Origin of the sequence: Flavobacterium sp. PL11 (genome assembly GCF_035985025.1) — a bacterium.
Classification (GTDB): Bacteria; Bacteroidota; Bacteroidia; order Flavobacteriales; family Flavobacteriaceae; genus Flavobacterium.
In genome coordinates this window covers 15216-39244 of sequence record NZ_JAXCIA010000025.1, presented here as the reverse complement: position 1 = coordinate 39244, position 24029 = coordinate 15216, and the positions used below count along the sequence as shown (strand labels likewise).

The following is a 24029-nucleotide window of genomic DNA, read 5'->3' as shown; positions in this document are numbered from 1 at the left end:
TCCTATCCGTTTTCTAATAATTAAAACTTTTATTTTCATAACTTCGTTTTGGTGTAAGGAAATACTAGTTTGATTAGTTTCCATAACTACAGTATACAACCTTTTAAAAAAATAAGATGAAAACAATTTCAATTTTACTATTTACAATCTTTATTTCATTTACTTCACAAGCTCAAGATATTACTGGGCAGTGGAATGGCGTTTTAAAAGTTCAAGGAATTCAATTGAGGCTCGTTTTTAATGTAAGTAAGGTTGAAAATGGTTACGCATCAACAATGGATAGCCCAGACCAGGGAGCAAAAGGTATTCCTGTAACGAAAACAAGTTTTGAAAACTCAAAAATTAAATTTGAAGTTTCAAATGCGATGATTCAATACGATGGAGAATTACAGGGCAATGAAATTATTGGAACTTTTAAACAAGGAGGCCAAGCTTTTCCTATGAATTTATCTCGAAAAGCAATAGAAAAAGAAATTGTGAAGAGACCACAAGAGCCTGTAAAACCTTATTCCTATTACTCAGAGGATGTCACTTTTCAAAATACAACTGCCAATATAACCTTAGCAGGAACCTTGACACTTCCTAAAAAAGAAGGCAAATTTCCAGTAGTCGTTTTAATTTCAGGAAGTGGTCCACAAAATAGAGATGAGGAATTAGCAGGACATAAACCATTTCTATTAATCTCAGATCATTTAACTAAAAACGGAATCGCTGTCTTACGATACGACGATAGAGGCGTTGCACAATCAAAAGGAGATTTTAGTTCAGCAACTTCGGCAGATTTTGCAACTGATGTGGAAAGCGCTATTGCTTATTTAAAAACTAGAAAAGAAATTAATAAAAATAAAATTGGATTAGTTGGACATAGTGAAGGCGGAATAATTGCATCAATGGTAGCTTCTCGATCAAAAGATGTGAGTTTTATCATTTTATTAGCGGGAACTGGAATTCAAGGTGATCAATTATTATTGTTACAACAAAATTTAATTGCTAAAGCTAATGGAGCTTCAGAAACTGAAATCAATAAATCTCTAGCTATTAATGCTAAAATTTTTGAATTGGTAGTGAAATCCGATGACAATCAAAAACTAAAGATGGATGTAACAAAAGAAATAAACGTAGCTATTAAAAATGATCCCACTACTACAATTCCTAATGGAATGACACAAGAACAATTTGTGGCGCTTCAGGTAAATCAGGTTACAAGTCCGTGGATGGACTATTTTATAAAATACAATCCAGCAAGTGCACTAGAAAAAGTAAAATGCCCTGTATTAGCGGTCAATGGTGAAAAGGATTTGCAAGTTGCACCAAAAGAAAATCTTAGTGCTATTAAAAATGCTTTAATAAAAGGAGGAAATAAAGATGTAACCACTATTGAATTTCCTAATTTAAACCACTTGTTTCAAGAAAGCACAACAGGTTCCCCAAATGAGTATGCTTCTATAGAGCAAACTTTTGCGCCTATTGCCCTAGATGAAATCACGAAATGGATTGTAAAACAAACTAAGTAAAGAAGATTATTGGTGTTTTTAATTTATTATAAAATAGTATTCAATTTTTCAATAATATAGGAGCGTTATTTAAAGCCTAAGATTTTTAAAATCTGATAGGCTTTTTTTACAAGTTAAATTAAAATTTTAATAAATTAGATTTCACAGATGTCTTGCGGTGATTGAAATTAAACAATAGGAAAAAAGTAAATGATTATTTTAATTGCTATTATTCCTTAAATTTGTATAAGAAACACACCACTACTATAATGGACATACATAACCTACTCATCAACGACAAAGAAATTGTTTCTTTAGATGATGTTTTCTTGAATCAATACAACCAAAAAAGCATTCATCAACTTATAAAAGAGCATAAATATGTTGATGAACTTACAAAATATGGATTGGCTGTAAACAACAAAATTTTGTTACAAGGGAACTCAGGTTGCGGAAAAACAACCACTGCCAAAGCCATCGCGCATGCAATAGGAAGACCTATACTGACACTTAACTTAAGTAATGTTGTTTGCTCAAGAATTGGCGAAACCTCACAAAATATTAAACAAGTATTTGATAAAGCGGGGAGAGATAAAGCTGTTCTTTTTTTAGATGAGTTTGATCAAATAGGGAAAGCAAGAGGAAATGATGATAAAGATGTAGGCGAAATGAGGCGTTTAGTTAACACCATTATCCAATTGATAGATTATTTTCCAAAAAACACCTTGCTTATTTGCGCAACAAATCATCCAGAAATTATTGATGTTGCCTTGATGCGAAGATTTCAATTGCGAATTAATTTTGAAATGCCTTCGCCAGAAATTTTAGATACTTACTATGACAAAATCTTAGCTTCATTTCCTATTAAAATGCAAGCAATTGACCGCAAATATGGTATTTCATTTGCTGAAGCAAAAGATTATGCTTTTACAATAGTGAAAGCTGCATTGATCGAAAAATTAGAGAAGGAAGAATTTGATTTTTCGACATAAAGTTTTTTATTGATATCTTATAATTTATAGATAGATTGAGATCAGCATCATTTTAATAATACCGCAAAAAGCAATTTTGACATTCACATCTCATAGCCCAAATAGCAATAGAAAGTCCACAGTTGAGCCTTTTGGCGAGACGAGGACTTGTAATGCATAGCTGGAAATAGCTTCAAAATATTTTTTTTGTTAAAAGGTATTACTATTTTTCGAAAACGTTTGAAACTTTTAATTTTGAATGCTCTCTCCTTTGCCACTAGATAAAAAAGCAATAAATTAGCGACTTCAAATTTTATACAACAATACAATGAAAAATACTGCGCTTACGCACATACACCAAAGTTTAGGAGCTAAAATGTTACCTTTTGCGGGATATAATATGCCAATTACTTACGAAGGAGTTAATGCTGAACACGAAACAGTAAGAAATGCTGTTGGCGTTTTTGATGTTTCTCACATGGGTGAATTTTTACTTTCGGGTCCAAATGCTTTAGCTTTGATCCAAAAAGTATGTTCGAATGATGCATCGACATTGACAATCGGTAAAGCACAATATTCTTGTTTGCCAAACGATGATGGCGGAATTGTAGATGATTTAATTATCTATAAAATGAAAGAGGAAGAGTATTTATTAGTGGTAAATGCTTCTAATATTGATAAAGACTGGGACTGGATTTCAACTCGTAATGATATGGGCGCTGATATGAAAAATCTTTCAGATGCGTATTCATTGTTTGCAATTCAAGGGCCAAAAGCGGTTGAAGCAATGCAATCACTATCCTCGCTCGATCTAACTGCTATACCTTATTATCATTTTGAAGTTGGTGACTTTGCTGGCTTTGACAATGTGATTATTTCCGCAACTGGTTATACTGGTTCTGGAGGTTTTGAAATTTACTGCAAAAATGAACAAGCGGAAGAAATTTGGAATAGAGTTTTTGAAGCTGGCGCTGCTTACGGCATAAAGCCAATAGGTCTTGCCGCGCGTGATACCTTACGTTTAGAAATGGGTTTCTGTTTATATGGAAACGACATTAGTGACACTACGTCACCGCTAGAAGCAGGATTAGGATGGATTACAAAATTCAATAAAGAATTTACTAATTCAGAGAATTTGAAAAAACAAAAAGAAGAAGGTGTCACTAGAAAAATTGTTGCTTTTGAAATGCAAGAACGCGCTGTACCAAGACACGATTATGAAATTGTAGATGCAAGTGGAGCGGTAATAGGTATAGTAACTTCAGGTACTATGTCGCCATCAATGAATAAAGGAATAGGATTGGGATATGTAACTGTTGCAAATAGTGCTATTGATAGTGATATTTTTATAAGAATTCGCAAAAATGATGTTGCTGCCAAAGTGGTAAAAGCACCTTTTTATAAGAAATAAATCATTTTAACACGTATAAAAATAGTGTATTTTTGCGGTTGAATAAAAGATATTAAAAATGGGAAGAGCGTTTGAGTTTAGAAAAGGCAGAAAAATGAAACGTTGGTCAGCAATGGCCAAAGCATTTACCAGAATTGGTAAAGATATTGTAATGGCTGTTAAGGAAGGCGGACCTAATCCTGAGGCTAACTCAAGATTAAGAGCAGTTATTCAAAACTCTAAGGCTGCCAATATGCCTAAAGAAAATGTGGAACGCGCTATTAAAAAAGCAACTGATAAAGATACTGCTAATTATAAAGAAGTTTTATTTGAAGGCTATGCACCGCACGGAATTGCAATCCTTGTAGAAACGGCTACTGACAATAACAATAGAACTGTGGCTAATGTTAGAAGTTTTTTTAACAAATGCAATGGTACTATGGGAACGCAAGGATCAGTAGAATTTATGTTTGATCATACCTGCAATTTCCGAATTCCAGCTAACGGAATGGATCCTGAAGAACTAGAATTAGAACTAATTGATTTTGGTGCTGAAGAAGTTTTTGAAGATGAAGATGGGATTTTAATTTATGCCCCTTTTAATAGTTTTGGTACAATTCAAAAGGAATTAGAAAACAGAGGAATTGAAATCCTTTCGTCAGGTTTTGAGAGAATCCCTCAAATAACTAAGAAATTATCAGAGGCCGAAGTAGCAGATGTAGAAAAATTAATCGAAAAATTAGAGGAAGATGATGACGTTATGAATGTTTATCACACTATGGAAGAGGAATAAAATTTTAGATCTAAATTACAATAGAACTCTTGAGAAATCAAGAGTTTTTTTTTAAAATCATTATTGTAAACTTTCTTATAATAAAAACTCCATTCGAAAAGACGAATGGAGTTTTAAAATTCTATATAAATAGAAAATATTGTTATTTAATAAATTCTATTTTCTGAGCTTCTTCTTGATTGACACTGTCAAAAAATCCTTGTTCATTCATCCAATCATCGCTAAAAACTTTGCTCATATATCGAGAACCATGATCTGGAAAAATAGCAATTACGTTACTATTTTCATCAAATTCGCCTTCCTCGGCATATTGCTTTATCGCTTGCAAAACTGCTCCAGATGTGTAACCAACAAAAAGTCCTTCAGCCTTAGTAATTTCTCTAGCGGCATGCGCACTTTCCTCATCGGTGACTTTCATAAACTTATCAATCACATCAAAATCAGTTGCCGCTGGAATTAAGTTTTTCCCTAAACCTTCTATTCGATATGGATAAATTTCAGAATTATCGAATTCTTTCGTTTCATGATATTTTTTTAATACGGAACCAAAAGCATCTACACCTAAAATTCTTATATTTGGATTTTGCTCTTTTAAGTATTTTGCTGTACCTGAAATAGTTCCTCCAGTACCGCTACAAGCTACTAAGTGAGTAATATTACCATTTGTTTGATTCCAAATCTCAGGTCCTGTAGTTTTGTAATGTGCATCAATATTCAATTGGTTAAAATACTGATTGATATAAACTGATCCTTTTGTTTCTTCGTGCAAACGTTTAGCTACATTATAGTAAGATCTTTCATCATCAGCAGATACATGTGCTGGGCAAACATAAACCTTAGCTCCTAAACTTCGAAGCATATCAATTTTATCTTTCGAGGACTTAGAGCTTACCGCAAGAATACAGTTATATCCTTTTATAATGCTTACCATTGCTAAACTAAAACCGGTATTACCTGAGGTAGTTTCTATAATAGTATCGCCAGGTGTAAGAATACCTCTTTTTTCAGCCTCCTCAATTATGTATATTGCAATTCGATCTTTGGAAGAATGTCCTGGATTAAAAGCTTCTACCTTGGCGTAGAAATTTCCCTTTAGCTCTTTAGTAACTTTATTTAGTTTAATAAGTGGCGTATTGCCTATTAATTCTAAAACATTATTGTAAGCTTTGATTTCTTTCTTCATAAACAAATAGTTAGTCGTAACATAATTTTATTATAGGTACGAATGCGACAAATTTAACAAAAAAAATTCAATTACTTTTTAATATTTTCCAAATCTAGCAGAAAACTAAATTCTTGAGCTAGTTCTTTCAAGGCTTCAAATCGTCCAGAGGCACCACCATGACCCGCATCCATATTAGTATTGAGGTATAAAACATTAGCATCTATTTTTTGATTTCTTAACTTTGCAACCCACTTTGCAGGCTCCCAGTACTGTACTTGTGAGTCGTGAAGACCTGTAGAAACATACATATTTGGATATTTTTGAGCTTTTATATTATCATAAGGTGAATATGACACCATATAATCATAAGACTCTTTTTCCTGTGGATTTCCCCATTCATCGTACTCTCCCGTTGTAAGAGGAATAGTATCATCTAGCATTGTAGTAATTACATCTACAAATGGAACTTGAGCAATAATTCCATTATATAATTCTGGCGCCATATTAATGATTGCACCCATTAATAATCCACCTGCTGATCCGCCTTCGGCATATAAATGTTTTGCTGACGTGTACTTCTCAGCAATTAAAAATGTAGAACAATCAATAAAATCAGTAAATGTATTCTTCTTTTTTAATAATTTTCCATCTTCATACCATTGTCGGCCTAAATCTTCACCTCCGCGTATATGCGCTATTGCAAATATAAATCCGCGATCTAACAATGATAAACGTGTTGAAGAAAAATAAGTATCCATCGTAACACCATAAGAACCGTAAGCATATTGCAACAATGGATTATCTCCGTCTTTTTTTAATTCTTTTCTATGTACAAGAGAAATAGGAATTTTAACTCCATCTTTAGCTGTAGCCCAAACACGCTCTTCAACGTAATTGTTTTTATCAAACTTTCCGCCTAGAACGTGCTGTTCTTTTTTAACTTCTTTCTCTTTCGTTTTCATATTAAAATCAATAACTGAACCCGGCGTTGCTAGAGATTGATAGCTATAACGCAAAATATCAGTATCAAAATCTACGTTAGTAGTTGTACTTGCACTATAAGTTTCACTACCAAAAGGTAAGTAATATTCTCCTTCTCCACTCCACGGCATGATTCTAATATGATTTAGTCCATTAGCGCGTTCATCAACTACCAGAAAATCCCTAAATATTTCAATATCTTCTAATAAAACATCTGCTCTATGAGGAATGATGTCTTTCCAGTTTTCTTTTGCAGTAGCAGTTTCAGGAGTTTTCATCAACTTAAAATTAGTTGCTTTATCCTTATTAGTCAAAATATAAAAAGAATCTCCAAAGTGTGAAATACCATATTCTAAACCACGAAATCTTGGCTGAAAAACTTTAAATTCCGCATCGGGTGTATCAGCATTTACTATTCTATATTCTGAAGTTAAGGTACTTCCAGAACCAATTACAATATATTTTTTGGATTTTTCTTTACCTACAGAAACGTCGAAAGTATCGTCTTTTTCGAAAAAAACTAAAATATCATCATCAGAATTGGTTCCTAATTTATGCTTAAATACTTTGTCAGATCTTAATGTTACTTCGTCCTGTTTGGTATAAAACAAAGTCTTGTTATCGTTTGCCCACACTGAACTTCCAGTAGCGTTCTCAATTTTATCGCCAAGGATTTCACCCGTTTCTAGATCTTTGATCTGAACCGTGTAAATTCGTCTGCCTATTGTATCCAAACCAAAACTGACAAATCTATTATCTGTACTTACACTTAATCCTCCTAATTTAAAATAAGATTCTCCTTCCGCTAACTCGTTACAATTAAATAAAATCTCCTCTTTAGCATCTAAACTTCCTTTTTTCCTTGAATAAATAGGATAGCCTTTTCCAGTTTCAAATCGTGTGATATAATAATATCCATTGTACAAATAAGGAACTGATTCATCATCTTCCTTGATACGAGCTTTCATCTCTTCGTAAAGCTCTTTTTGAAACTCTTTAGTTTCAGCTGTCATCGCTTCATAATACGCATTTTCTTGATTGAGATAATCAATGACCTCTGGATTTTCTCTGTCATTCAACCAATAATAATTGTCAATACGCTCTTGACCGTGCTGCACTAAGGTTTTAGGAATTATTTTAGCTACTGGAGTAGGAATATTTTTTGACATTTGTAATGCTTTAATTTTAATAATATAAGTTGCAAAAATAGCATAAACACTGCTCATTATGACCTTATATTTGATGATTTAATTGATTATCAGAATTCAATACAGTAAATTTGTATTTCAATTAATTTAAAAAACTAAAAGATGGATTTAATGGGAATGATGGGTAAACTTAAAGAGACCCAACAAAAAATAGAAGAAACAAAGAAGCGCTTAGACTCTGTGTTGATTGATGAACAAAGTAATGATGCATTATTAAAAGTAACTTTGACCGCTAACAGAGCCATAAAATCTATTGCAATTGATGATAGCTTATTAGAAGATAAAGATCAACTCGAAGATTATTTAATTTTAGTTTTGAATAAGGCTATTGAAAAAGCTACAAATGTAAATCAAACAGAATTAGATGCCGTTACTAAAATGGACATGCCAATGATTCCTGGTATGGAGGATTTGTTTAAATAGTAATAAATTAGAAATGAGTATTATGAGTTTTAAAATGGTAAAACTCATAATACTCATTTATTTTATAGCTTACGTAAGGTATCTAAAACGTACGTATGCATTACCTCTTTATAATCAAGATGCGTTACAATTCTCAATTTTCCTTGACCCATTGAGCTAATTGAAATGTTTTTTTGCTTTAATAATTCAATCAAATTCTTTTCAATACAATTAGGAACTAACTTAAATATCAGTATATTAGTTTCTACAGGCTCTACTGATTCTACCCAGTTTACTTTTTTTAATACTTCAGCAATTTCCTTAGCTCTTCGATGATCTTCAGCAAGTCGCATGATATTATTATCTAATGCATAAAGTCCGGCTGCTGCCAAATATCCAACTTGACGCATACCCCCACCTAATATTTTTCGAATTCGTAGCGCTCTGTGAATAGTCGCTTTGTCGGCTAATAAAACGGACCCTATTGGCGCACCCAAACCTTTAGATAAACAAACAGAAATAGTGTCAAATAACTTTCCAAATTCTTTTGGATTTTGTTTTTTAGCGATTAAAGCATTCCAAATTCGCGCTCCATCTAAGTGAAATTTTAAATTATTAGCATCACAAACTTCTTTAATTTTTTGTAAATCTTCTAGTTCATAACATGCTCCGCCACCTTTATTTGTGGTGTTTTCCACACAAACTAAACTAGTCAACGGACTGTGATAAAATTCCGGATCATTGATTGCCGCCGCTACCTGTTCTGCCGTTATCATTCCGCGATTTCCATCTAATAAGCAGCAGGAAACACCACTGTTAAATGAAACTCCTCCGCCTTCATAATGGTAAACATGAGTGTATTTATCAGCAATCAGTTGTTCTCCAGGTTGTGTGTGTAATTTTATTGCTGTTTGATTAGCCATTGTCCCTGAGGGGAAGAAAAGCCCTGCCTCCATGCCAAACATTGCAGCAACTTTTGCCTCAAGTTCAATGACAGTGGGATCTTGTTTGTAAACATCATCGCCTACCACAGCATTTAGCATGTGAACTAACATTTCACGCGACGGCTTCGTAATCGTATCGCTAATTAAATTTATTTCCATATTTATATTATTATTTTTATTGAGAAAATTTTCAATTTGTCCCAATGTAAAAATTTATCTATTTTTGCGTCACAAAATTACATAATTTATGACAACTACCGAACAAATTAAAGGTATTGTAGAGCGCCTTGGTGCGTTGAGGAGGTATCTTTGACGTTGATGCCAAATTAATTGAAATTTCTAACGAAGAAGAGAAAACTTTTGCGCCCGATTTTTGGAATAACGCAAAAGATGCTGAAGCTATTGTAAAAAATCTTCGAAATAAAAAAAAATGGATTGAAGATTATAATAAAGCCGTCGAAATGACGGATGAATTGCAACTTGCTTATGATTTTTATAGAGAAGGAGAATTTACCACTGAAGAATTAGACGAACAATATGTGGCTACCCAAGCACATATTGAGGCTATTGAGTTCAAGAACATGCTTTCAGACGAGGGAGATACTTTAAGTGCTGTCGTACAGATTACCGCAGGCGCTGGAGGAACTGAAAGTTGTGATTGGGCTGAAATGCTAATGCGAATGTACATGATGTGGGGCGAAAAATATGGCTATAAAATTAAAGAGCTAAACTTTCAAAAAGGAGAAGCTGCAGGAATTAAAACCGTTACATTAGAATTTGAAGGCGATTATTCTTTTGGTTATCTAAAAGGAGAAAACGGAGTACATCGATTAGTGCGCATATCTCCATTTGATAGTAATGCAAAACGTCATACTTCATTTGTTTCTGTTTATGTTTATCCACTAGTTGATGACAGCATTGAAATCGACATTAATCCTGCCGATATTGAAATCACTACCTCAAGATCAAGTGGAGCTGGCGGACAAAATGTAAATAAAGTGGAAACTAAAGTACAATTGTTTCACAAACCAACCGGAATTCAAATCCAATGTTCAGAAACGCGTTCCCAGCAAGATAATAGACAACGTGCTATGCAAATGTTGCGATCTCAATTGTACGAAATTGAGCTAAAGAAAAAGCAGGCACAACGAGCAGATATTGAAGCCGGTAAAATGAAAATTGAATGGGGTTCTCAAATACGCAATTATGTGATGCAACCTTATAAGCTAGTCAAAGATGTGCGTACTGGTTACGAAACTAGCAATGTAGATGGTGTTATGAATGGTGAAATTGATGAATTTCTAAAAGCCTACCTAATGATGATGGGACAAAAGGAAGAAGAATAATATTTGAAAAATAATTTAATTCTTCATTATTTTTAGATCATTTAGATTTGTGATAAAATCAAAAAAACCAATCCTCTCAACTTTATAGATATAAAGTATTGAGAGGATTTTTTTTATTATATCGCTTATTTAAAACCATTCGATTAAAGAAACTCCTAAGCCTACAGTCGTCTGTTTATGATTGTAATCGATTAAAGATTCACCGTAACCATGAGAAACTTGCAGAAAACCTTTCAAATTATTTTTAATAGGATAAGACCAACAAAAGAAAGCACCACCTTTAGATTTAGAATTAAGATTCAAATTATGAGTTCCTATGAATGAAAAAATATTTCCATTCTTCTTATAAATTACATTAATATCTCCCCTACCAATATAAGAGGCAATGTCAGGATTATCATCTTCTTTAGCTGACAAAATAAACCATGGTCTTACATAAAAACTCCAACTTTTACGTTCAAAGCCAGCGTGGAAAATAATCCTATTCCAACTACGGGAATACGGATTGCTCTTGCCATTGGATTCGTGATTAAAAGCGACACCCACCATTCTCGTTTTAAAACCTAAAAGATTAAATTTTACAGGGACATTAAGTATCAATTCTGGTTCATAATTAATTTCTCTAAATGGGCGCGATAAGGCATCATTATAAAGTTGCCAATGACCCACCTGAGTATAGGCAAGCCATAAATCACCATGTCCCCAAAATATACCTTGCAAAATTTTAGTTTTAAAACTCAATTGAAATTTGGACTCCACATTATCGTACTCAACACCCGCTGGAGCAACATAATCAGGACCTTCATTTACTGAAATAGGACGTTCATTAGGGGAACTAGACCATCTTACAGGCAAAACATAAATAGGTTTATAAGGTGTAAGCAAAAAAGTTCCTCTAACCGAAGTAGTGTCCAATTCCCACCTTTCTGTCATATTTCGAAGTTGCGTTTTATTATTAAATAATGCCTGAATTTGAGCATTAAGTGAAAAATAAGAGAAAAATACGCTTATAAATATTATCTTAAAAAAAGTAGATTTTAGCATGAAAATTATTTTAACTGCAAAAATAGACAATTGACTTTATCATTGTTTATAGAATTTTATAATTCCATTATGAAATAATTAGATAAAGCTTAATTTAAATTATTACTAGATCTTGACTAATAGAAATTAGGTTATGAATACAATTAATTTCCAATTTATCTGTCATTATTTAATACCTATTGTGAACTTAATTTGGCAAAAAAAATTATCATTTAAGATTATATTTTCCTAATATGAATAGACATTATACTTAAAACTTAAATAACTTATATGGTTGAAAAAGCCGCTTAAAATACTACTAATTACTCAACCTATATTATAGTTTAAAAATTTAGAATAGTATCATAAGCTCGTCAATTTTAAATTTAAAATTTATGATTGTAATGATAAAATACTAAAAGTAGTAAAGCAATTATTTTTATTATATTTACAAAGTACTTTTCTGTGAACTTAAATGATTATGAAAAATAATATAATTATAATAACCTTTTTCCTTACCCTATTTTCTTATGCCCAAAAACCAACTTTTTCTACGGCAAAGGTAAAATCGGCCACAGTTTATTTTAACGCGGCAGAACTTTCTCAAGTAACAGTTGTAAATTTACCTTTAGGCACTAGCGAAATTGTTATAAAAAATATAGCCAATACTTTAAATCAAAATACAATACAAATAGGAGCTCCAAGTTCAATTACCGTATTATCAGTGCAGTTTACTACTAATTACATCTCAGAGTTTGAAATTGATGAGACTAATCCAGTTATCAAAAAAGTACGTGATAGCATCACATTTGTAAAAAAAGAAATTAAAAAAACACAAATTAAAGTCCAAACAAATGTACAAGCAATTGCATTGCTCGATAATAATAAAAATGTAGCTGGTGCAAATACTGGATTAAATGTAGCAGAACTAATAAAACTAGTAGATTATTACAGTCTTAAAAAAACGGAGCTTGAAAATATAATTATTGATTTACAAGAAAAAGAACAAAACTGGAATAAAAAGCTGACTGCTCTAAATAACAAGCTAGAAATAGATTCAAAAAATGAAGAAAAGTCATCCTCAGGCAAACTGATTTTGCAAGTGATGAATACTGTAGCTGGTATTGTACCATTAGATATATCATACGTAACTAACTCAGCTAAATGGAATCCATTTTATGAATTGCGAGCGGAAAGTATAAAAGATCCTATCAATATGATGTATAAAGGGCAAATTTTCCAAAGTTCTGGAATTGATTGGAAAAAGGTAAAACTAACTTTATCCAGCGGCAATCCAAACCAAAATAATCAAGCGCCTGAATTGCAACCTTGGTTTTTAAAATATCAAGAAAATTTATTAAATATAGCCTCAGTAGGTTCGGGTAAAGTACTATCAAGAGCAGAATTAAATGAAGTGGTAGTTGTTGGTTACGGATCATTGAAAGAAGATGCGAAAACAAAAATGTCAAGCATTTCTAATTATACGACTATTAACGAAAACCAACTAAATGTATCATTTGATATTGATATTCCTTATGATATTTTATCCAATGGAAAAGCGCATAGCGTGGCGCTAAAAGAAATTAAATTACCTGCAACCTATAACTATTATGCCGCACCACGAGTGGATACTGATGCTTTTTTACTTGCTGAAATTGCAGATTATTCAAAATATAATTTGTTGAAAGGTGAAGCCAACATCATTTTTGAAGGAATGTATGTGGGAAAAACAATGATTAACCCAAACCAAACAGCCGATACATTAAATCTGGGTATGGGACGCGATAAAAAAATTGCTATTACAAGAGATAAAATAGCAGAGAAATCAGGAACAAAATTCTTATCCTCCTATAAAGAGCAAACTTTTACTTACGATATTACGGTAAAGAATAATAAAAAAGAAAATATTGAAATAGCTATCAAAGAACAAATTCCGCTTAGTACTGAGAAAGAAATTACTGTTGAGATTTTAGAAAATAGTAAAGCCAAAGTAAATCCAGAAACTGGAATGCTTTGCTGGGATTTAAAACTATCAGTTAATGAAACTAAAAAGATGAGAATTAGCTATAAAGTAAAGTATCCAAAAGATAAGTCTATTGATAATTTATAACTTTAGCAGTAAAACCTAATTAAAACTAATCAAAAATAAATGAAATCGTATTCCTTACAAGAAATAAATGAAATATTAAAAGGCGTCATAGTTGGAAACACCTTCCACAAAATAACAGCTCCTGAGCAACTTGAAGCTGCTAGCGAATCTGAAATTTCTTTTATTGGAAATAAAAAGTATGAGAAATTATGGGCAGGATCTAAAGCTTGTGTGGCCGTTGTCAATGAAAATATTTCAATTGAGCCGGGTGAAGATCGGGCTTTTATAAAAGTCAAAAATGCTGACTTAGCTATGTCACAAATATTGGAACTTTTCGCGCCTGCAACTCCATTATTTCATATTGATATTCATCCAACTGCAGTTATTGACCAATCTGCTACTATATGTAATGGTGCGAGAATTGGAGCAGGATGTTATGTAGGTCCCAAGGTGATCATTGGTGACAACACAACAATATATCCTAATGTGACCATTCTTGATGAGTCAACAATAGGTAAAAATTCCGTTATTTGGTCAGGTACTGTAATTAGAGAACGCTGCCATATAGGAAATGAATGTATTATTCATCCTAATGCTACCATCGGAGCTGACGGTTTTGGTTTTCGTCCAGATCCAGAAAGAGGTTTAGTTAAGATTCCCCAAATTGGCAATGTTATAATTGGTAATAATGTCGAAATAGGCGCTAATTCTTGTATTGACAGAGGGAAATTTAGCTCAACTGTCCTTGGAGATGGTTGTAAAATAGATAATTTGGTACAAATAGGACATAATAGCAAGTTAGGAATGTTTTGTATCATGGCTGGTAATAGCGGGTTAGCAGGTTCAGTGACTTTAGGAAATGGCGTTATAATTGGCGGAAGCGCATCTATTAAAGATCATACAACTATAGGTGATAGAGCAATTGTAGGTGCTGGATCAGGAGTTACTGCTGATATTCCTGCTGGAAAAACAATGCTTGGATACCCAGCAGTCGAGGCTAGAGATGCATTAAAACAATGGGCCATTTTAAAAAGATTGGTAAATGAATCTAAAAATAAGTAAATCAATATTGTAAAATCCCTAAAAAAGCAGAACTAATGTTCTGCTTTTTTGTTTTTAATTAAAATAAAAACCTTCTCTCTTTCTAAAAACAAAAAAATGCTAAGAAACATCTAAATTGAATGTGTATTTTAGCCTAAATTTTTATAATATTATTTCATCATGGATTTGAATTTCAATAAAAACGAAGATCACAATAAACTTTTACTTTCAAAATTACGTCAAAAACTAAGCATAGTTAAACTAGGTGGAGGTGAAAAGCGGATTCAAAAACTGCACAATGAGGGCAAAATGACCGCTAGGGAGCGAATTGATTATTTACTTGATCCAAAAGCAGATGCAATAGAAATAGGTGCATTTGTAGGAGAAGGAATGTATGAAGAGCATGGAGGATGTCCGTCGGGTGGCGTGGTTGTTAAAATAGGTTATATAGGAGGAAAGCAAGTGATTGTTGTGGCAAATGATGCTACTGTAAAAGCTGGAGCGTGGTTTCCGATCACCGCTAAGAAAAATTTACGTGCTCAAGAAATAGCAATGGAAAATCGACTTCCCATCATTTACTTAGTAGATAGTGCTGGAGTTTATTTGCCTTTACAAGATGAAATTTTCCCCGATAAAGAGCATTTTGGACGCATTTTTAGAAATAATGCTCAAATGAGTAGTCTGGGAATTACCCAAATTGCAGCTGTAATGGGAAGTTGTGTAGCTGGTGGAGCTTATTTACCTATAATGAGTGATGAAGCCTTGATTGTTGAAAAAACAGGAAGTATATTTCTTGCAGGTAGTTATTTAGTAAAAGCAGCCATTGGCGAAAGCATCGACAATGAAACACTAGGAGGAGCAACAACACATTGTGAAATTTCGGGTGTAACTGATTATAAAGCTAAGAATGACAAAGATGCACTTGATAAAATAAAAAATATAGTTGACAAAATAGGCGATTTTGATAAAGCAGGTTATAGCCGAATCAAATCACAAAAGCCAGCACTGAATGAAATAGATATTTATGGTATTTTACCTAAAGCTCGTAATGAGCAATATGATATGATGGAAATCATCAATCGACTAGTTGACAATTCAGAGTTTGAAGCTTATAAAGACGGTTATGGCCAAACTATAATTACCGGTTACGCACGAATTGATGGGTGGGCGGTAGGAATTGTTGCAAACCAAAGGAAAGTAGTAAAGACTAAGAATGGTGAAATGCAATTTGGTGGTGTAATTTATTCTGATTCAGCTGATAAAGCCACTCGATTTATTGCTAACTGCAATCAAAAGAAAATCCCGTTAGTTTTTGTTCAAGATGTTACTGGTTTTATGGTTGGATCTAAGTCAGAACATGGCGGCATTATAAAAGACGGAGCAAAAATGGTCAACGCAGTTTCTAATTCAGTAGTTCCAAAATTTACTGTAATTGTTGGTAATTCTTATGGAGCTGGAAATTATGCAATGTGTGGCAAAGCCTATGATCCTAGATTAATTTTTGCTTGGCCAAGTGCAGAACTTGCAGTTATGGGAGGAACTCAAGCTGCGAAAGTTTTAGCACAAATTGAAGCTTCATCACTTAAAGCAAAAGGAGAACTGGTTGACGAAGTAAAAGAAAAGGAATTATTTGATAAAATAAAAGCAAGATATGACGAGCAAGTTTCTCCTTATTATGCAGCATCGCGATTATGGACTGATGCCATTATTGATCCTTTAGATACTAGAACTTGGATTTCTATGGGAATCGAAGCAGCTAACCATGCTCCTATTGAAAAAAAATTTAATTTGGGAGTTATACAAGTTTAAGAATATTATAAACAAAAAAAGCATCTTGAGTTCCAAGATGCTTTTTTTACTAGCAATTTAAATTCATAAAGTTTGTAAAATCTCTTTTCTTTTTATCTTTCCGTTTTCAGTTTCTAAAAATTTATCGACAAAAAATATCCCTTTTGGATGTTCATATTTATCCAAATCTGCAAAAATAGAAGTACTTATAACATGCTTTTCTCCTTCTATTAATAGAATTAATTTTTCTCCTAAATCAGCGTCTGGTATTCCTGCAACAAAAAATCGGGTATGAATTTTATCAGATAACTTATCTTCTATTTTTTCCGGACTTAATTTTATACCGCCACTATTGACAATATTATCTATTCTTCCTAAAAATACAAACTGATTTTCATTAATTAATGTCACTAAATCATTAGTAATAATGGCGTCAGCTGCTATTTTTGGAGCGTGAATTACGAGACAATTTCTTTCATCTTGCGAAATTTCAATATTTGGCAAAAGCGAAAAAGCTTCTTCCCCTATTTTTTTTGCGGCAATATGCGTAATTGTCTCGGTCATACCATAAGTCTCGAAAACTTCGGTTTTCACTTGGGACAACTCTTTCTCTAATACTTTATTAATCTTTGCACCACCTATAATAAGTTTTTTTACTTGAGCTAATTCATTTAAGGAATTTTGGACTTGCAAAGGTACCATTGCAGCAAAATCATAAACAGTGTTTTTGTTAAACTTAGGATGTGAATTAGGTTCTACAAAGTCCATATCAAGTCCCAGGATTAGCGCTCTTACAAGCATTAATTTCCCCGCTATATAATCAATTGGTAAACAATGCAAAGCTTTATTACCAGGTGCTAAATCGAAAAAATCACCTGTTGCAATTGCAGAATCAACCATTGCTTGTTTATCAATCCTGATTTTTTTTGCAATTCCCGTTGTTCCAGAAGTTTTAATTAGTACATACGATCTAGCGTCAAACCAATCGAGTATAAAATCGCCCATTACTTTTTCATAAGCTTCTCCCTCTTTGATAAAACTATAGGCAATTCGACATAAATCATCCCTATCTAAGTGATAGCCATTAAGTTTAAAAAAATTATGTACGTTATTATATGTAATTGTTGCAGTCATTGTTGTAAAATTTAAATATTTATAAATGTAAAACGCACTAAATTTTCCCAGTAAGTTTGTCCATCCAGTTAGTCCAATTGTATTTTTTACTAAAGATATATAAAAGTATTGGGTAAATAATTATGACAGGCAAAATTACTTCTAATCCTGCTGAAGGTTCTGATATATCTTTAAAAATAGAATGCGTTTGAAATGCCGACCAATCTGAAGTTAGAAGCAAAGCGCCAACTAAATTGTTAGCAGCATGAAATCCTAAGGCAAGTTCCATTCCTTCGTCCATAAGTGTTATTATGCCTAAAAACAAACCGGTACCTATATAATAAACCATTATTACAGGACCTATTTTAGCTACTTCTGGATTAAAAAAATGCAAACTTCCAAAAATAAGAGATGTCATTATTAATGGAAACCACTTATTTCTAACCAAGTTAGCAAATCCCTGCATTAAATAACCTCTAAAAATATATTCTTCAGCACTAGTTTGTAATGGAATAAATAACACTCCTATTAAAACTAATATTGCAAAAGGAACTGGTTTAAAATTCAATACAAAGTCACTTGGATTGTAAAAATAAGATAATAATATTGTAGCAATGGAGAATAAGGCCCATATCAAAAAAGCAAAAATTATCCGGTTCCAGTCGACCGCTTTTCTTGATGTAGTTACGGATAATATAGTTTGATGATGTAAATAACGTACAACAAAATATAGTGCTACTAAAACAAATACGAAAGATATAAGCAATAAAAACAACGTTATATTAGGTTCAAAATATTGCATCAATCCCGCCTCTGTATGTGGGTAACTCAATCCTTTTAAAGTAGAATCATATTCTAAAGCTACTAAAAATACGCTTTGACCCACTGCAGAAGCAAAAATCAAAAACACTGATCCCACTAAATACTTCCAAAACTTATTCTCTGAATTAACACCTTGTTCTAAAAACATAAATTTTGTTTAATTATATGCGAAATTTGCTAAACAAATCCTATTTTTGCACACTAATAAAAAGCCTAAAAAATGGCGACTAAGAATATAGTTGAATAGGATATTAATATATTGCGATTTAAAATACAGTAAAACTTGAAATTGTGCTACGCATTTTAAAAAGTCAAATATAACATTTGAAATTATTAACACGTAAATAATTTTACTGTTTTTTTAATGATTGATTATTTATAAAATATTTTACAACTTCTTTTAATTCGCAAAAGTTAAAAACAAAGTGCAGGACCTATCCTAATATAGAATGGAACTATGCTATGCTTATTTTATACTAGTAATTTTAAAGACTTTAAACTAAAAATAGTAAGTCATTATTTGAAATATGGATTATTTATTTGCAAAATTATATTCTTTTATTTCGTATTGCTTTCAAGTATTTATTAACATTTATTTATGCTTTATTGTTTTAAACCATCGTTAACCTTTTTGATCTAACTCTCTCAATTAATTTTTACAAAAATGAAAAAAATGAAATTTGCTTTGATTCTAGTTCTCTTTTTAAGCACGCTTTTCAGTTTTGCCCAAGAAGCGAATAGTAAAAGAATCAAAATCACTGGTAAGGTAATAGAAAAAGTAAGTAAACAACCTTTAGAATACGCGACTATTACTTTTTTAACTCCTGATAATCCAAAACCAGTAGCTGGTGGAATTACAAATCCGAAAGGAGAATTTGATATAGAAATTAAGCCAGGTATATATGATGTTAAAATTGAATTTATATCTTTTAAAGTAAATGAAATCAAACAAAGAAATTTTAAATCTAGCACCACTTTAGGTACAATAAGTTTAGAAGAGGATGCAAATCAGCTAAATGAAGTGGTGATTCGTACTGAAAGAACTACTGTCGAGATCAAATTAGACAAAAAAGTATATAACGTAGGAAATGATTTGATGGTAAAAGGTGGAACTGTAAGTGACGTTTTAGACAACATACCATCAGTTTCTGTAGATATTGAAGGCAATGTAAGTCTTCGTGGAAACGACAATGTGAGAGTTTTAATTGATGGTAAACCCTCCAATGCCATTAATATCGCTGAAGCATTACGATTAATTCCTGCAGATGCTATTGAAAAAGTAGAGGTGATCACTAATCCATCTGCACGTTATGATGCTGAAGGTGGTGGTGGATTGTTAAATATCATTCTGAAAAAAGGTAAAAACCAAGGTTTAAATGGAACTTTTATAGCTTCTACAGGTTATCCTGAAACGTATGGTATCAGCGGAAATTTGAATTATAAATCCAAAAATTTTAACTTATTTACGACACAAGGTTATAATGATCGAAGCAATCCTGGAAATTCATTTACTAACTCGAGATATTTAAATGCTAATAATAGTACAAAAAATTATATCTATGAAAATAGAGATAATGAACGAGGAAATAAAGGGTATAACGGAAATTTTGGCATCGAACTTAATTTAAATGAAACTACTTCTTGGACTAACTCTATTAATTATAGAAAAAGCGATGGAAATAACGTTGATAATGTTTTACAAAATTATTACAATTCTAACTTTGACTTTGATTACGCTCGCAATCGTATTAACTTAGAAAATGGTGATAGTGAAAATATAGAATTTGCCACTAATTTTATAAAAAAATTTAAAAAGGACGGACATAAATTAACCATTGATGGTTCCTTTTCTAAAAATGATGATATCAATGGTGCTTTAATTACTGATACAAAGACAAATACTAATATAATTAAATTAGATAAAACCCGTAATAATCAATCACAAAATAGAAATTTAGTACAGTTAGATTATGTCTTACCATTCGGAGAAGGAAGTCAATTTGAAGCAGGTTATCGTGGTGAATTCTCTGATTTACTTACAGATTATAAAGTGGAGAATGACGGTGTGATCAATACTAATTTTACAAATGAATTAGAATATAAAGAAAAAGTGAATGCACTTTATACTCAATACGGACTTAAAGTAAATAAATTTTCAGCCCTTTTTGGATTGCGTTTTGAAGATTCTAATATTGAGATAAACCAATTAGCGACTAATGATTATAACACCAAAAAATATAATAATTTCTTCCCTAGTGCTTTCTTTACTTATGAAATTTCAGATAAAAGTAGCGCATCTGTTAGTTATAGTCGAAGAATACAAAGACCTAGAGGCCGTTTCTTGAATCCCTTCAGCAGTTTGTCAAGTAATATCAATTTATTTGTAGGGAATCCTGATTTAAATCCTTCATTTTCTGATGCAATTGACTTTGGTTTTATAAAAAGATGGGATAAGTTAACATTCAACACTTCGCTATACATTAACAAAACAACAGATTCTTTTCAGTATATTCGCAGAGAGTCAGGTAGCTTTGTTGTCAATGTTTTGGATGGCGAAGATACCGTTGTGAATGGTGTAGTAACACAAGTTAATGGTAGAGAAGACACCAGAACACCTATAATTTTCAGCGGACCTATCAACTTAGCAACAGAATATAGAGCAGGATTTGAATTTACATTAAATTATTCTCCTTACAAATGGTGGAAATTAAATGGAAATTTCAATTTATTCAGAAATGAAACACAAGGAAATTATACCTATACTGATTTTACTAATAAAATAATTGTTCAAAATTTTGACAATGTAGCCACTTCATGGTCATCTCGATTAACATCTAAAATTACATTGCCATACAAAATCGATTGGCAAACCAACGCCAGTTATAACGCACCACAAACTAGCGCTCAAGGTAAAAGTCTTGGAGTATTTGGAGCAAATTTAGCTTTTAGTAAAGATGTTTTAAAAGACAAGGCAACCATTTCAGCCAATGTTAGTGATGTTTTTGATTCAAGAAAAAGAATAAGTGAAAATTATCTTGAAGGAGTTGTGAGCTCTTATAGCGAAATGCAATGGAGACAAAGATCATTTACTTTATCATTTACATATCGTTTCAACAAACCTAAAAACGAAAGAGAAAGACCTAGACCTAATCAAAATGATGGTGAAGGTGATTTCCAAGGATAATAGAAAAAGAGGATTATATACTTATAGTCCTCTTTTTTTTTAAATATTTGTATCAATTAGCTTTGTTATTTATCTTAGGTGAAAATTTAAAGTGGAGTAAATAACGGAATGATTTAAATTATTTTTGTATTGGATATAACATAAGTATAAGGCAGGATTTTAGAACTGTAGAAGAAAGTTTCTAAGCAATAGTTTAGAAATTTGTCATGAGTATGATTATATTTTTATCCTAGTTAATTCCCCTTAAAAGACACTAGAGTAATATTTTTATTAGATTTTAAGATAAAAATATAGCGATTAAAATCAATAGAACTAATTCAAAATAGTAATCCTTATAAAAATTTAAATTTAAAGTATAAAAAAAGGACTCACAACGTGAGTCCTTTTCTATTTAACAAAACAGCTTATACTGTTTGTTGTTCTTCCTTCTTTTTATCTCTTCTCTCTTTATATGCTTCCCAAGTTGCTCCACCTACCCAATAGGATACGAAACCAACAAGAAAAAACATTAACCAAAATCCAATTGTAAGAATGGTTAAGAAAAGTAAAAAGCCTAAATACTGTGAAAATTCAAACATGTTTTCCGGAATTTTGAATGTAAGTACAAATGTATGTTTAATTCCTTTTGTTACCAATAAAAAGTAATAAAAACTACAAATCAATTTTTATAAAATAAGATTTATGTGTATTTTTGAGCGTAGAAATCAGCACTATTTTTACTTTAATACTCCTTTATTAAACATATTTTAATATTAAAAATAGGATAAGTTAATTTGCTAATCAATACTTTTTTAATTACACATATATAAAACACAACAAAATGAATTTTAGAATAGAAAAAGACACAATGGGTGAGGTGCAAGTTCCTGCGGATAAATACTGGGGAGCACAAACAGAACGTTCGCGTAATAATTTTAAAATAGGTGCCTCTGCATCAATGCCAAAGGAAATTATCGAAGGTTTTGCATATCTCAAAAAAGCGGCCGCTTACGCAAACTGTGATTTAGGCGTTTTACCTATTGAAAAAAGAGATGCAATTGCTGCCGTTTGTGACGAAATCCTTGCTGGGAAACTAGATAATGAATTCCCATTAGTTATATGGCAAACAGGCTCTGGAACGCAAAGTAATATGAACGTAAATGAAGTTGTTGCCAATCGTGCGCAGGTTTTAAAAGGCTATAAAATTGGTGAAGGCGAACAATTCATAAAAGCGAATGATGATGTAAACAAATCACAATCCTCTAATGATACTTTTCCAACAGGAATGCATATTGCGGCATATAAAGCAGTTGTTGAAATTACTATCCCTGGTGTTGAGAAATTAAGAGATACACTTCATGCAAAAGCAGTAGAATTTAATACAGTTGTTAAAATAGGTCGAACACATTTAATGGATGCCACACCATTGACATTAGGTCAAGAAATTTCAGGATATGTGGCGCAATTAAATTATGGTTTGAAAGCTGTTAAAAATACTTTAAGTCACTTATCAGAAGTAGCTTTAGGAGGAACAGCTGTGGGAACTGGATTAAATACACCAGAAGGATATGACGTAAAAGTAGCTCAATATATCGCTGAATTTACAGGACATCCGTTTGTAACTGCCGAAAATAAATTTGAAGCACTAGCAGCGCATGATGCTATTGTAGAATCTCATGGTGCCTTAAAGCAACTAGCAGTTTCATTGAATAAAATTGCCAATGATGTTCGTATGCTAGCCTCAGGACCACGCTCAGGAATTGGAGAAATTATAATTCCCGAAAATGAGCCCGGATCTTCTATTATGCCAGGAAAAGTGAATCCAACGCAATGTGAAGCGTTAACTATGGTTTGTGCACAAGTGATGGGGAATGATGTTGCTATTTCTGTAGGTGGTATGCAAGGTCACTATGAGTTAAATGTTTTTAAACCGTTGATGGCCGCCAACTTTTTACAATCAGCTCGATTGTTAGGTGATGCTTGTCTCTCATTTGACGAACATTGTGCTCAAGGTATTGAACCGAACTATAAACGAATTAAAGAATTAGTTGACAATTCCTTAATGTTAGTTACCGCTTTGAATACTAAAATTGGATATTATAAATCAGCTGAAATTGCCCAAACGGCTCATAAAAACGGAACAACTTTAAAAGAAGAAGCTGTTCGCTTAGGATATGTAACTGCTGAAGATTTTGATGCGTGGGTAAAACCAGAGGATATGGTGGGAAGCCTAAAATAAAAACAGCTAAATCCCGAACTTAAAAAATTCCAAACTTAAAAAATCTCAAATTCCAATT

General features: G+C 32.3%; 18 protein-coding genes. 11 read left to right on the top strand and 7 right to left on the bottom strand.

Translation table 11 applies throughout. The annotated features are described in order from the left end of the window. Positions 1-116 precede the first annotated feature (116 nt). The 4 genes from RCH18_RS12635 to RCH18_RS12620 all read left to right on the top strand — a co-directional run bounded on the left by RCH18_RS12635 (position 117) and on the right by RCH18_RS12620 (position 4647). The gene (locus RCH18_RS12635; RefSeq protein WP_326937124.1) at positions 117-1514 is read left to right on the top strand and encodes an alpha/beta hydrolase family protein; all 1398 of its coding nucleotides are present in this window, start codon (positions 117-119) and stop codon (positions 1512-1514) included. A gap of 248 nt (positions 1515-1762) precedes the next feature. Further along, positions 1763-2485 carry an AAA family ATPase gene (locus RCH18_RS12630; protein WP_326937123.1) on the top strand — a complete coding sequence of 241 codons (723 nt, stop codon included), beginning with the start codon at positions 1763-1765 and terminating at the stop codon, positions 2483-2485. Positions 2486-2792: 307 nt separating this feature from the next. After that, the gene (gcvT, locus tag RCH18_RS12625; protein WP_326937122.1) at positions 2793-3875 is read left to right on the top strand and encodes a glycine cleavage system aminomethyltransferase GcvT; all 1083 of its coding nucleotides are present in this window, start codon (positions 2793-2795) and stop codon (positions 3873-3875) included. A 58-nt stretch (positions 3876-3933) separates the two neighbouring features. Then, positions 3934-4647 (top strand): YebC/PmpR family DNA-binding transcriptional regulator, encoded by a 714-nt coding sequence (locus RCH18_RS12620; protein WP_326937121.1) that lies wholly within the window; start codon positions 3934-3936, stop codon positions 4645-4647. 142 nt (positions 4648-4789) lie between these two features. On the opposite strand, the gene RCH18_RS12615 is transcribed toward RCH18_RS12620, so the two are convergent. Both RCH18_RS12615 and RCH18_RS12610 read right to left on the bottom strand, forming a co-directional pair. Next, positions 4790-5830, bottom strand: coding sequence for a PLP-dependent cysteine synthase family protein (locus tag RCH18_RS12615; RefSeq protein WP_326937120.1), 1041 nt, complete (start codon positions 5828-5830; stop codon positions 4790-4792). A gap of 71 nt (positions 5831-5901) precedes the next feature. Beyond that, entirely contained in the window at positions 5902-7962 is a 2061-nt protein-coding gene (locus RCH18_RS12610; RefSeq protein ID WP_326937119.1) for a S9 family peptidase, read from the bottom strand. A gap of 141 nt (positions 7963-8103) precedes the next feature. On the opposite strand from RCH18_RS12610, the gene RCH18_RS12605 reads away from it, so the two are divergent. Next, positions 8104-8424, top strand: coding sequence for a YbaB/EbfC family nucleoid-associated protein (locus RCH18_RS12605; protein ID WP_326937118.1), 321 nt, complete (start codon positions 8104-8106; stop codon positions 8422-8424). 62 nt (positions 8425-8486) lie between these two features. Here RCH18_RS12605 and RCH18_RS12600 read toward each other — a convergent pair whose 3' ends face one another. Beyond that, positions 8487-9506, bottom strand: coding sequence for a threonine aldolase family protein (locus RCH18_RS12600; RefSeq protein ID WP_326937117.1), 1020 nt, complete (start codon positions 9504-9506; stop codon positions 8487-8489). 88 nt (positions 9507-9594) lie between these two features. Between RCH18_RS12600 and prfB the strand changes: the two genes are divergently transcribed. Then, positions 9595-10693 (top strand): peptide chain release factor 2 gene (gene prfB, locus RCH18_RS12595; protein ID WP_326937116.1). Its coding sequence is split into 2 segments (ribosomal slippage): positions 9595-9657 and positions 9659-10693, totalling 1098 coding nucleotides; the frame shifts between segments, so codons are not numbered across the junction. Between the two features lie 129 nt (positions 10694-10822). Here the strand turns inward: prfB and RCH18_RS12590 are convergent. Continuing rightward, a complete protein-coding gene (locus tag RCH18_RS12590; RefSeq protein ID WP_326937115.1) occupies positions 10823-11626 on the bottom strand; it encodes a phospholipase A in 804 nt (267 codons plus the stop codon). 571 nt (positions 11627-12197) lie between these two features. Between RCH18_RS12590 and RCH18_RS12585 the strand changes: the two genes are divergently transcribed. From RCH18_RS12585 to RCH18_RS12575, 3 genes are all read left to right on the top strand, one after another. Then, entirely contained in the window at positions 12198-13826 is a 1629-nt protein-coding gene (locus RCH18_RS12585) for a DUF4139 domain-containing protein (RefSeq protein WP_326937114.1), read from the top strand. Between the two features lie 39 nt (positions 13827-13865). After that, positions 13866-14867 (top strand): UDP-3-O-(3-hydroxymyristoyl)glucosamine N-acyltransferase, encoded by a 1002-nt coding sequence (gene lpxD / locus RCH18_RS12580; RefSeq protein WP_326937113.1) that lies wholly within the window; start codon positions 13866-13868, stop codon positions 14865-14867. Positions 14868-15026: 159 nt separating this feature from the next. Further along, positions 15027-16655, top strand: a complete 1629-nt coding sequence (locus RCH18_RS12575) for an acyl-CoA carboxylase subunit beta (RefSeq protein WP_326937112.1) — start codon at positions 15027-15029, stop codon at positions 16653-16655. A 63-nt stretch (positions 16656-16718) separates the two neighbouring features. Here the strand turns inward: RCH18_RS12575 and RCH18_RS12570 are convergent, their stop codons facing one another. Beyond that, the gene (locus RCH18_RS12570; RefSeq protein ID WP_326937111.1) at positions 16719-17768 is read right to left on the bottom strand and encodes an AMP-binding protein; all 1050 of its coding nucleotides are present in this window, start codon (positions 17766-17768) and stop codon (positions 16719-16721) included. 37 nt (positions 17769-17805) lie between these two features. Beyond that, entirely contained in the window at positions 17806-18717 is a 912-nt protein-coding gene (locus RCH18_RS12565; protein WP_326937110.1) for a CPBP family intramembrane glutamic endopeptidase, read from the bottom strand. A gap of 525 nt (positions 18718-19242) precedes the next feature. Between RCH18_RS12565 and RCH18_RS12560 the strand changes: the two genes are divergently transcribed. Then, positions 19243-21753 (top strand): TonB-dependent receptor domain-containing protein, encoded by a 2511-nt coding sequence (locus RCH18_RS12560; protein WP_326937109.1) that lies wholly within the window; start codon positions 19243-19245, stop codon positions 21751-21753. A gap of 404 nt (positions 21754-22157) precedes the next feature. On the opposite strand, the gene RCH18_RS12555 is transcribed toward RCH18_RS12560, so the two are convergent. Next, complete coding sequence (locus RCH18_RS12555) at positions 22158-22331, bottom strand: hypothetical protein (RefSeq protein ID WP_326937108.1); 174 nt, start codon at positions 22329-22331, stop codon at positions 22158-22160. A 242-nt stretch (positions 22332-22573) separates the two neighbouring features. Between RCH18_RS12555 and fumC the strand changes: the two genes are divergently transcribed. Then, positions 22574-23971, top strand: coding sequence for a class II fumarate hydratase (fumC, locus tag RCH18_RS12550; RefSeq protein ID WP_326937107.1), 1398 nt, complete (start codon positions 22574-22576; stop codon positions 23969-23971). Positions 23972-24029 lie beyond the last annotated feature (58 nt).

Bases quoted from the DNA above. Each gene is read 5' to 3' on its own strand.
- RCH18_RS12635 (WP_326937124.1), top strand. From the start codon at position 117: ATGAAAACAATTTCAATTTTACTATTTACAATCTTTATTTCATTTACT.
- RCH18_RS12630 (WP_326937123.1), top strand. From the start codon at position 1,763: ATGGACATACATAACCTACTCATCAACGACAAAGAAATTGTTTCTTTA.
- gcvT (WP_326937122.1), top strand. From the start codon at position 2,793: ATGAAAAATACTGCGCTTACGCACATACACCAAAGTTTAGGAGCTAAA.
- RCH18_RS12620 (WP_326937121.1), top strand. From the start codon at position 3,934: ATGGGAAGAGCGTTTGAGTTTAGAAAAGGCAGAAAAATGAAACGTTGG.
- RCH18_RS12615 (WP_326937120.1), bottom strand. From the start codon at position 5,830: ATGAAGAAAGAAATCAAAGCTTACAATAATGTTTTAGAATTAATAGGC.
- RCH18_RS12610 (WP_326937119.1), bottom strand. From the start codon at position 7,962: ATGTCAAAAAATATTCCTACTCCAGTAGCTAAAATAATTCCTAAAACC.
- RCH18_RS12605 (WP_326937118.1), top strand. From the start codon at position 8,104: ATGGATTTAATGGGAATGATGGGTAAACTTAAAGAGACCCAACAAAAA.
- RCH18_RS12600 (WP_326937117.1), bottom strand. From the start codon at position 9,506: ATGGAAATAAATTTAATTAGCGATACGATTACGAAGCCGTCGCGTGAA.
- RCH18_RS12590 (WP_326937115.1), bottom strand. From the start codon at position 11,626: ATGACAGAAAGGTGGGAATTGGACACTACTTCGGTTAGAGGAACTTTT.
- RCH18_RS12585 (WP_326937114.1), top strand. From the start codon at position 12,198: ATGAAAAATAATATAATTATAATAACCTTTTTCCTTACCCTATTTTCT.
- lpxD (WP_326937113.1), top strand. From the start codon at position 13,866: ATGAAATCGTATTCCTTACAAGAAATAAATGAAATATTAAAAGGCGTC.
- RCH18_RS12575 (WP_326937112.1), top strand. From the start codon at position 15,027: ATGGATTTGAATTTCAATAAAAACGAAGATCACAATAAACTTTTACTT.
- RCH18_RS12570 (WP_326937111.1), bottom strand. From the start codon at position 17,768: ATGACTGCAACAATTACATATAATAACGTACATAATTTTTTTAAACTT.
- RCH18_RS12565 (WP_326937110.1), bottom strand. From the start codon at position 18,717: ATGTTTTTAGAACAAGGTGTTAATTCAGAGAATAAGTTTTGGAAGTAT.
- RCH18_RS12560 (WP_326937109.1), top strand. From the start codon at position 19,243: ATGAAATTTGCTTTGATTCTAGTTCTCTTTTTAAGCACGCTTTTCAGT.
- RCH18_RS12555 (WP_326937108.1), bottom strand. From the start codon at position 22,331: ATGTTTGAATTTTCACAGTATTTAGGCTTTTTACTTTTCTTAACCATT.
- fumC (WP_326937107.1), top strand. From the start codon at position 22,574: ATGAATTTTAGAATAGAAAAAGACACAATGGGTGAGGTGCAAGTTCCT.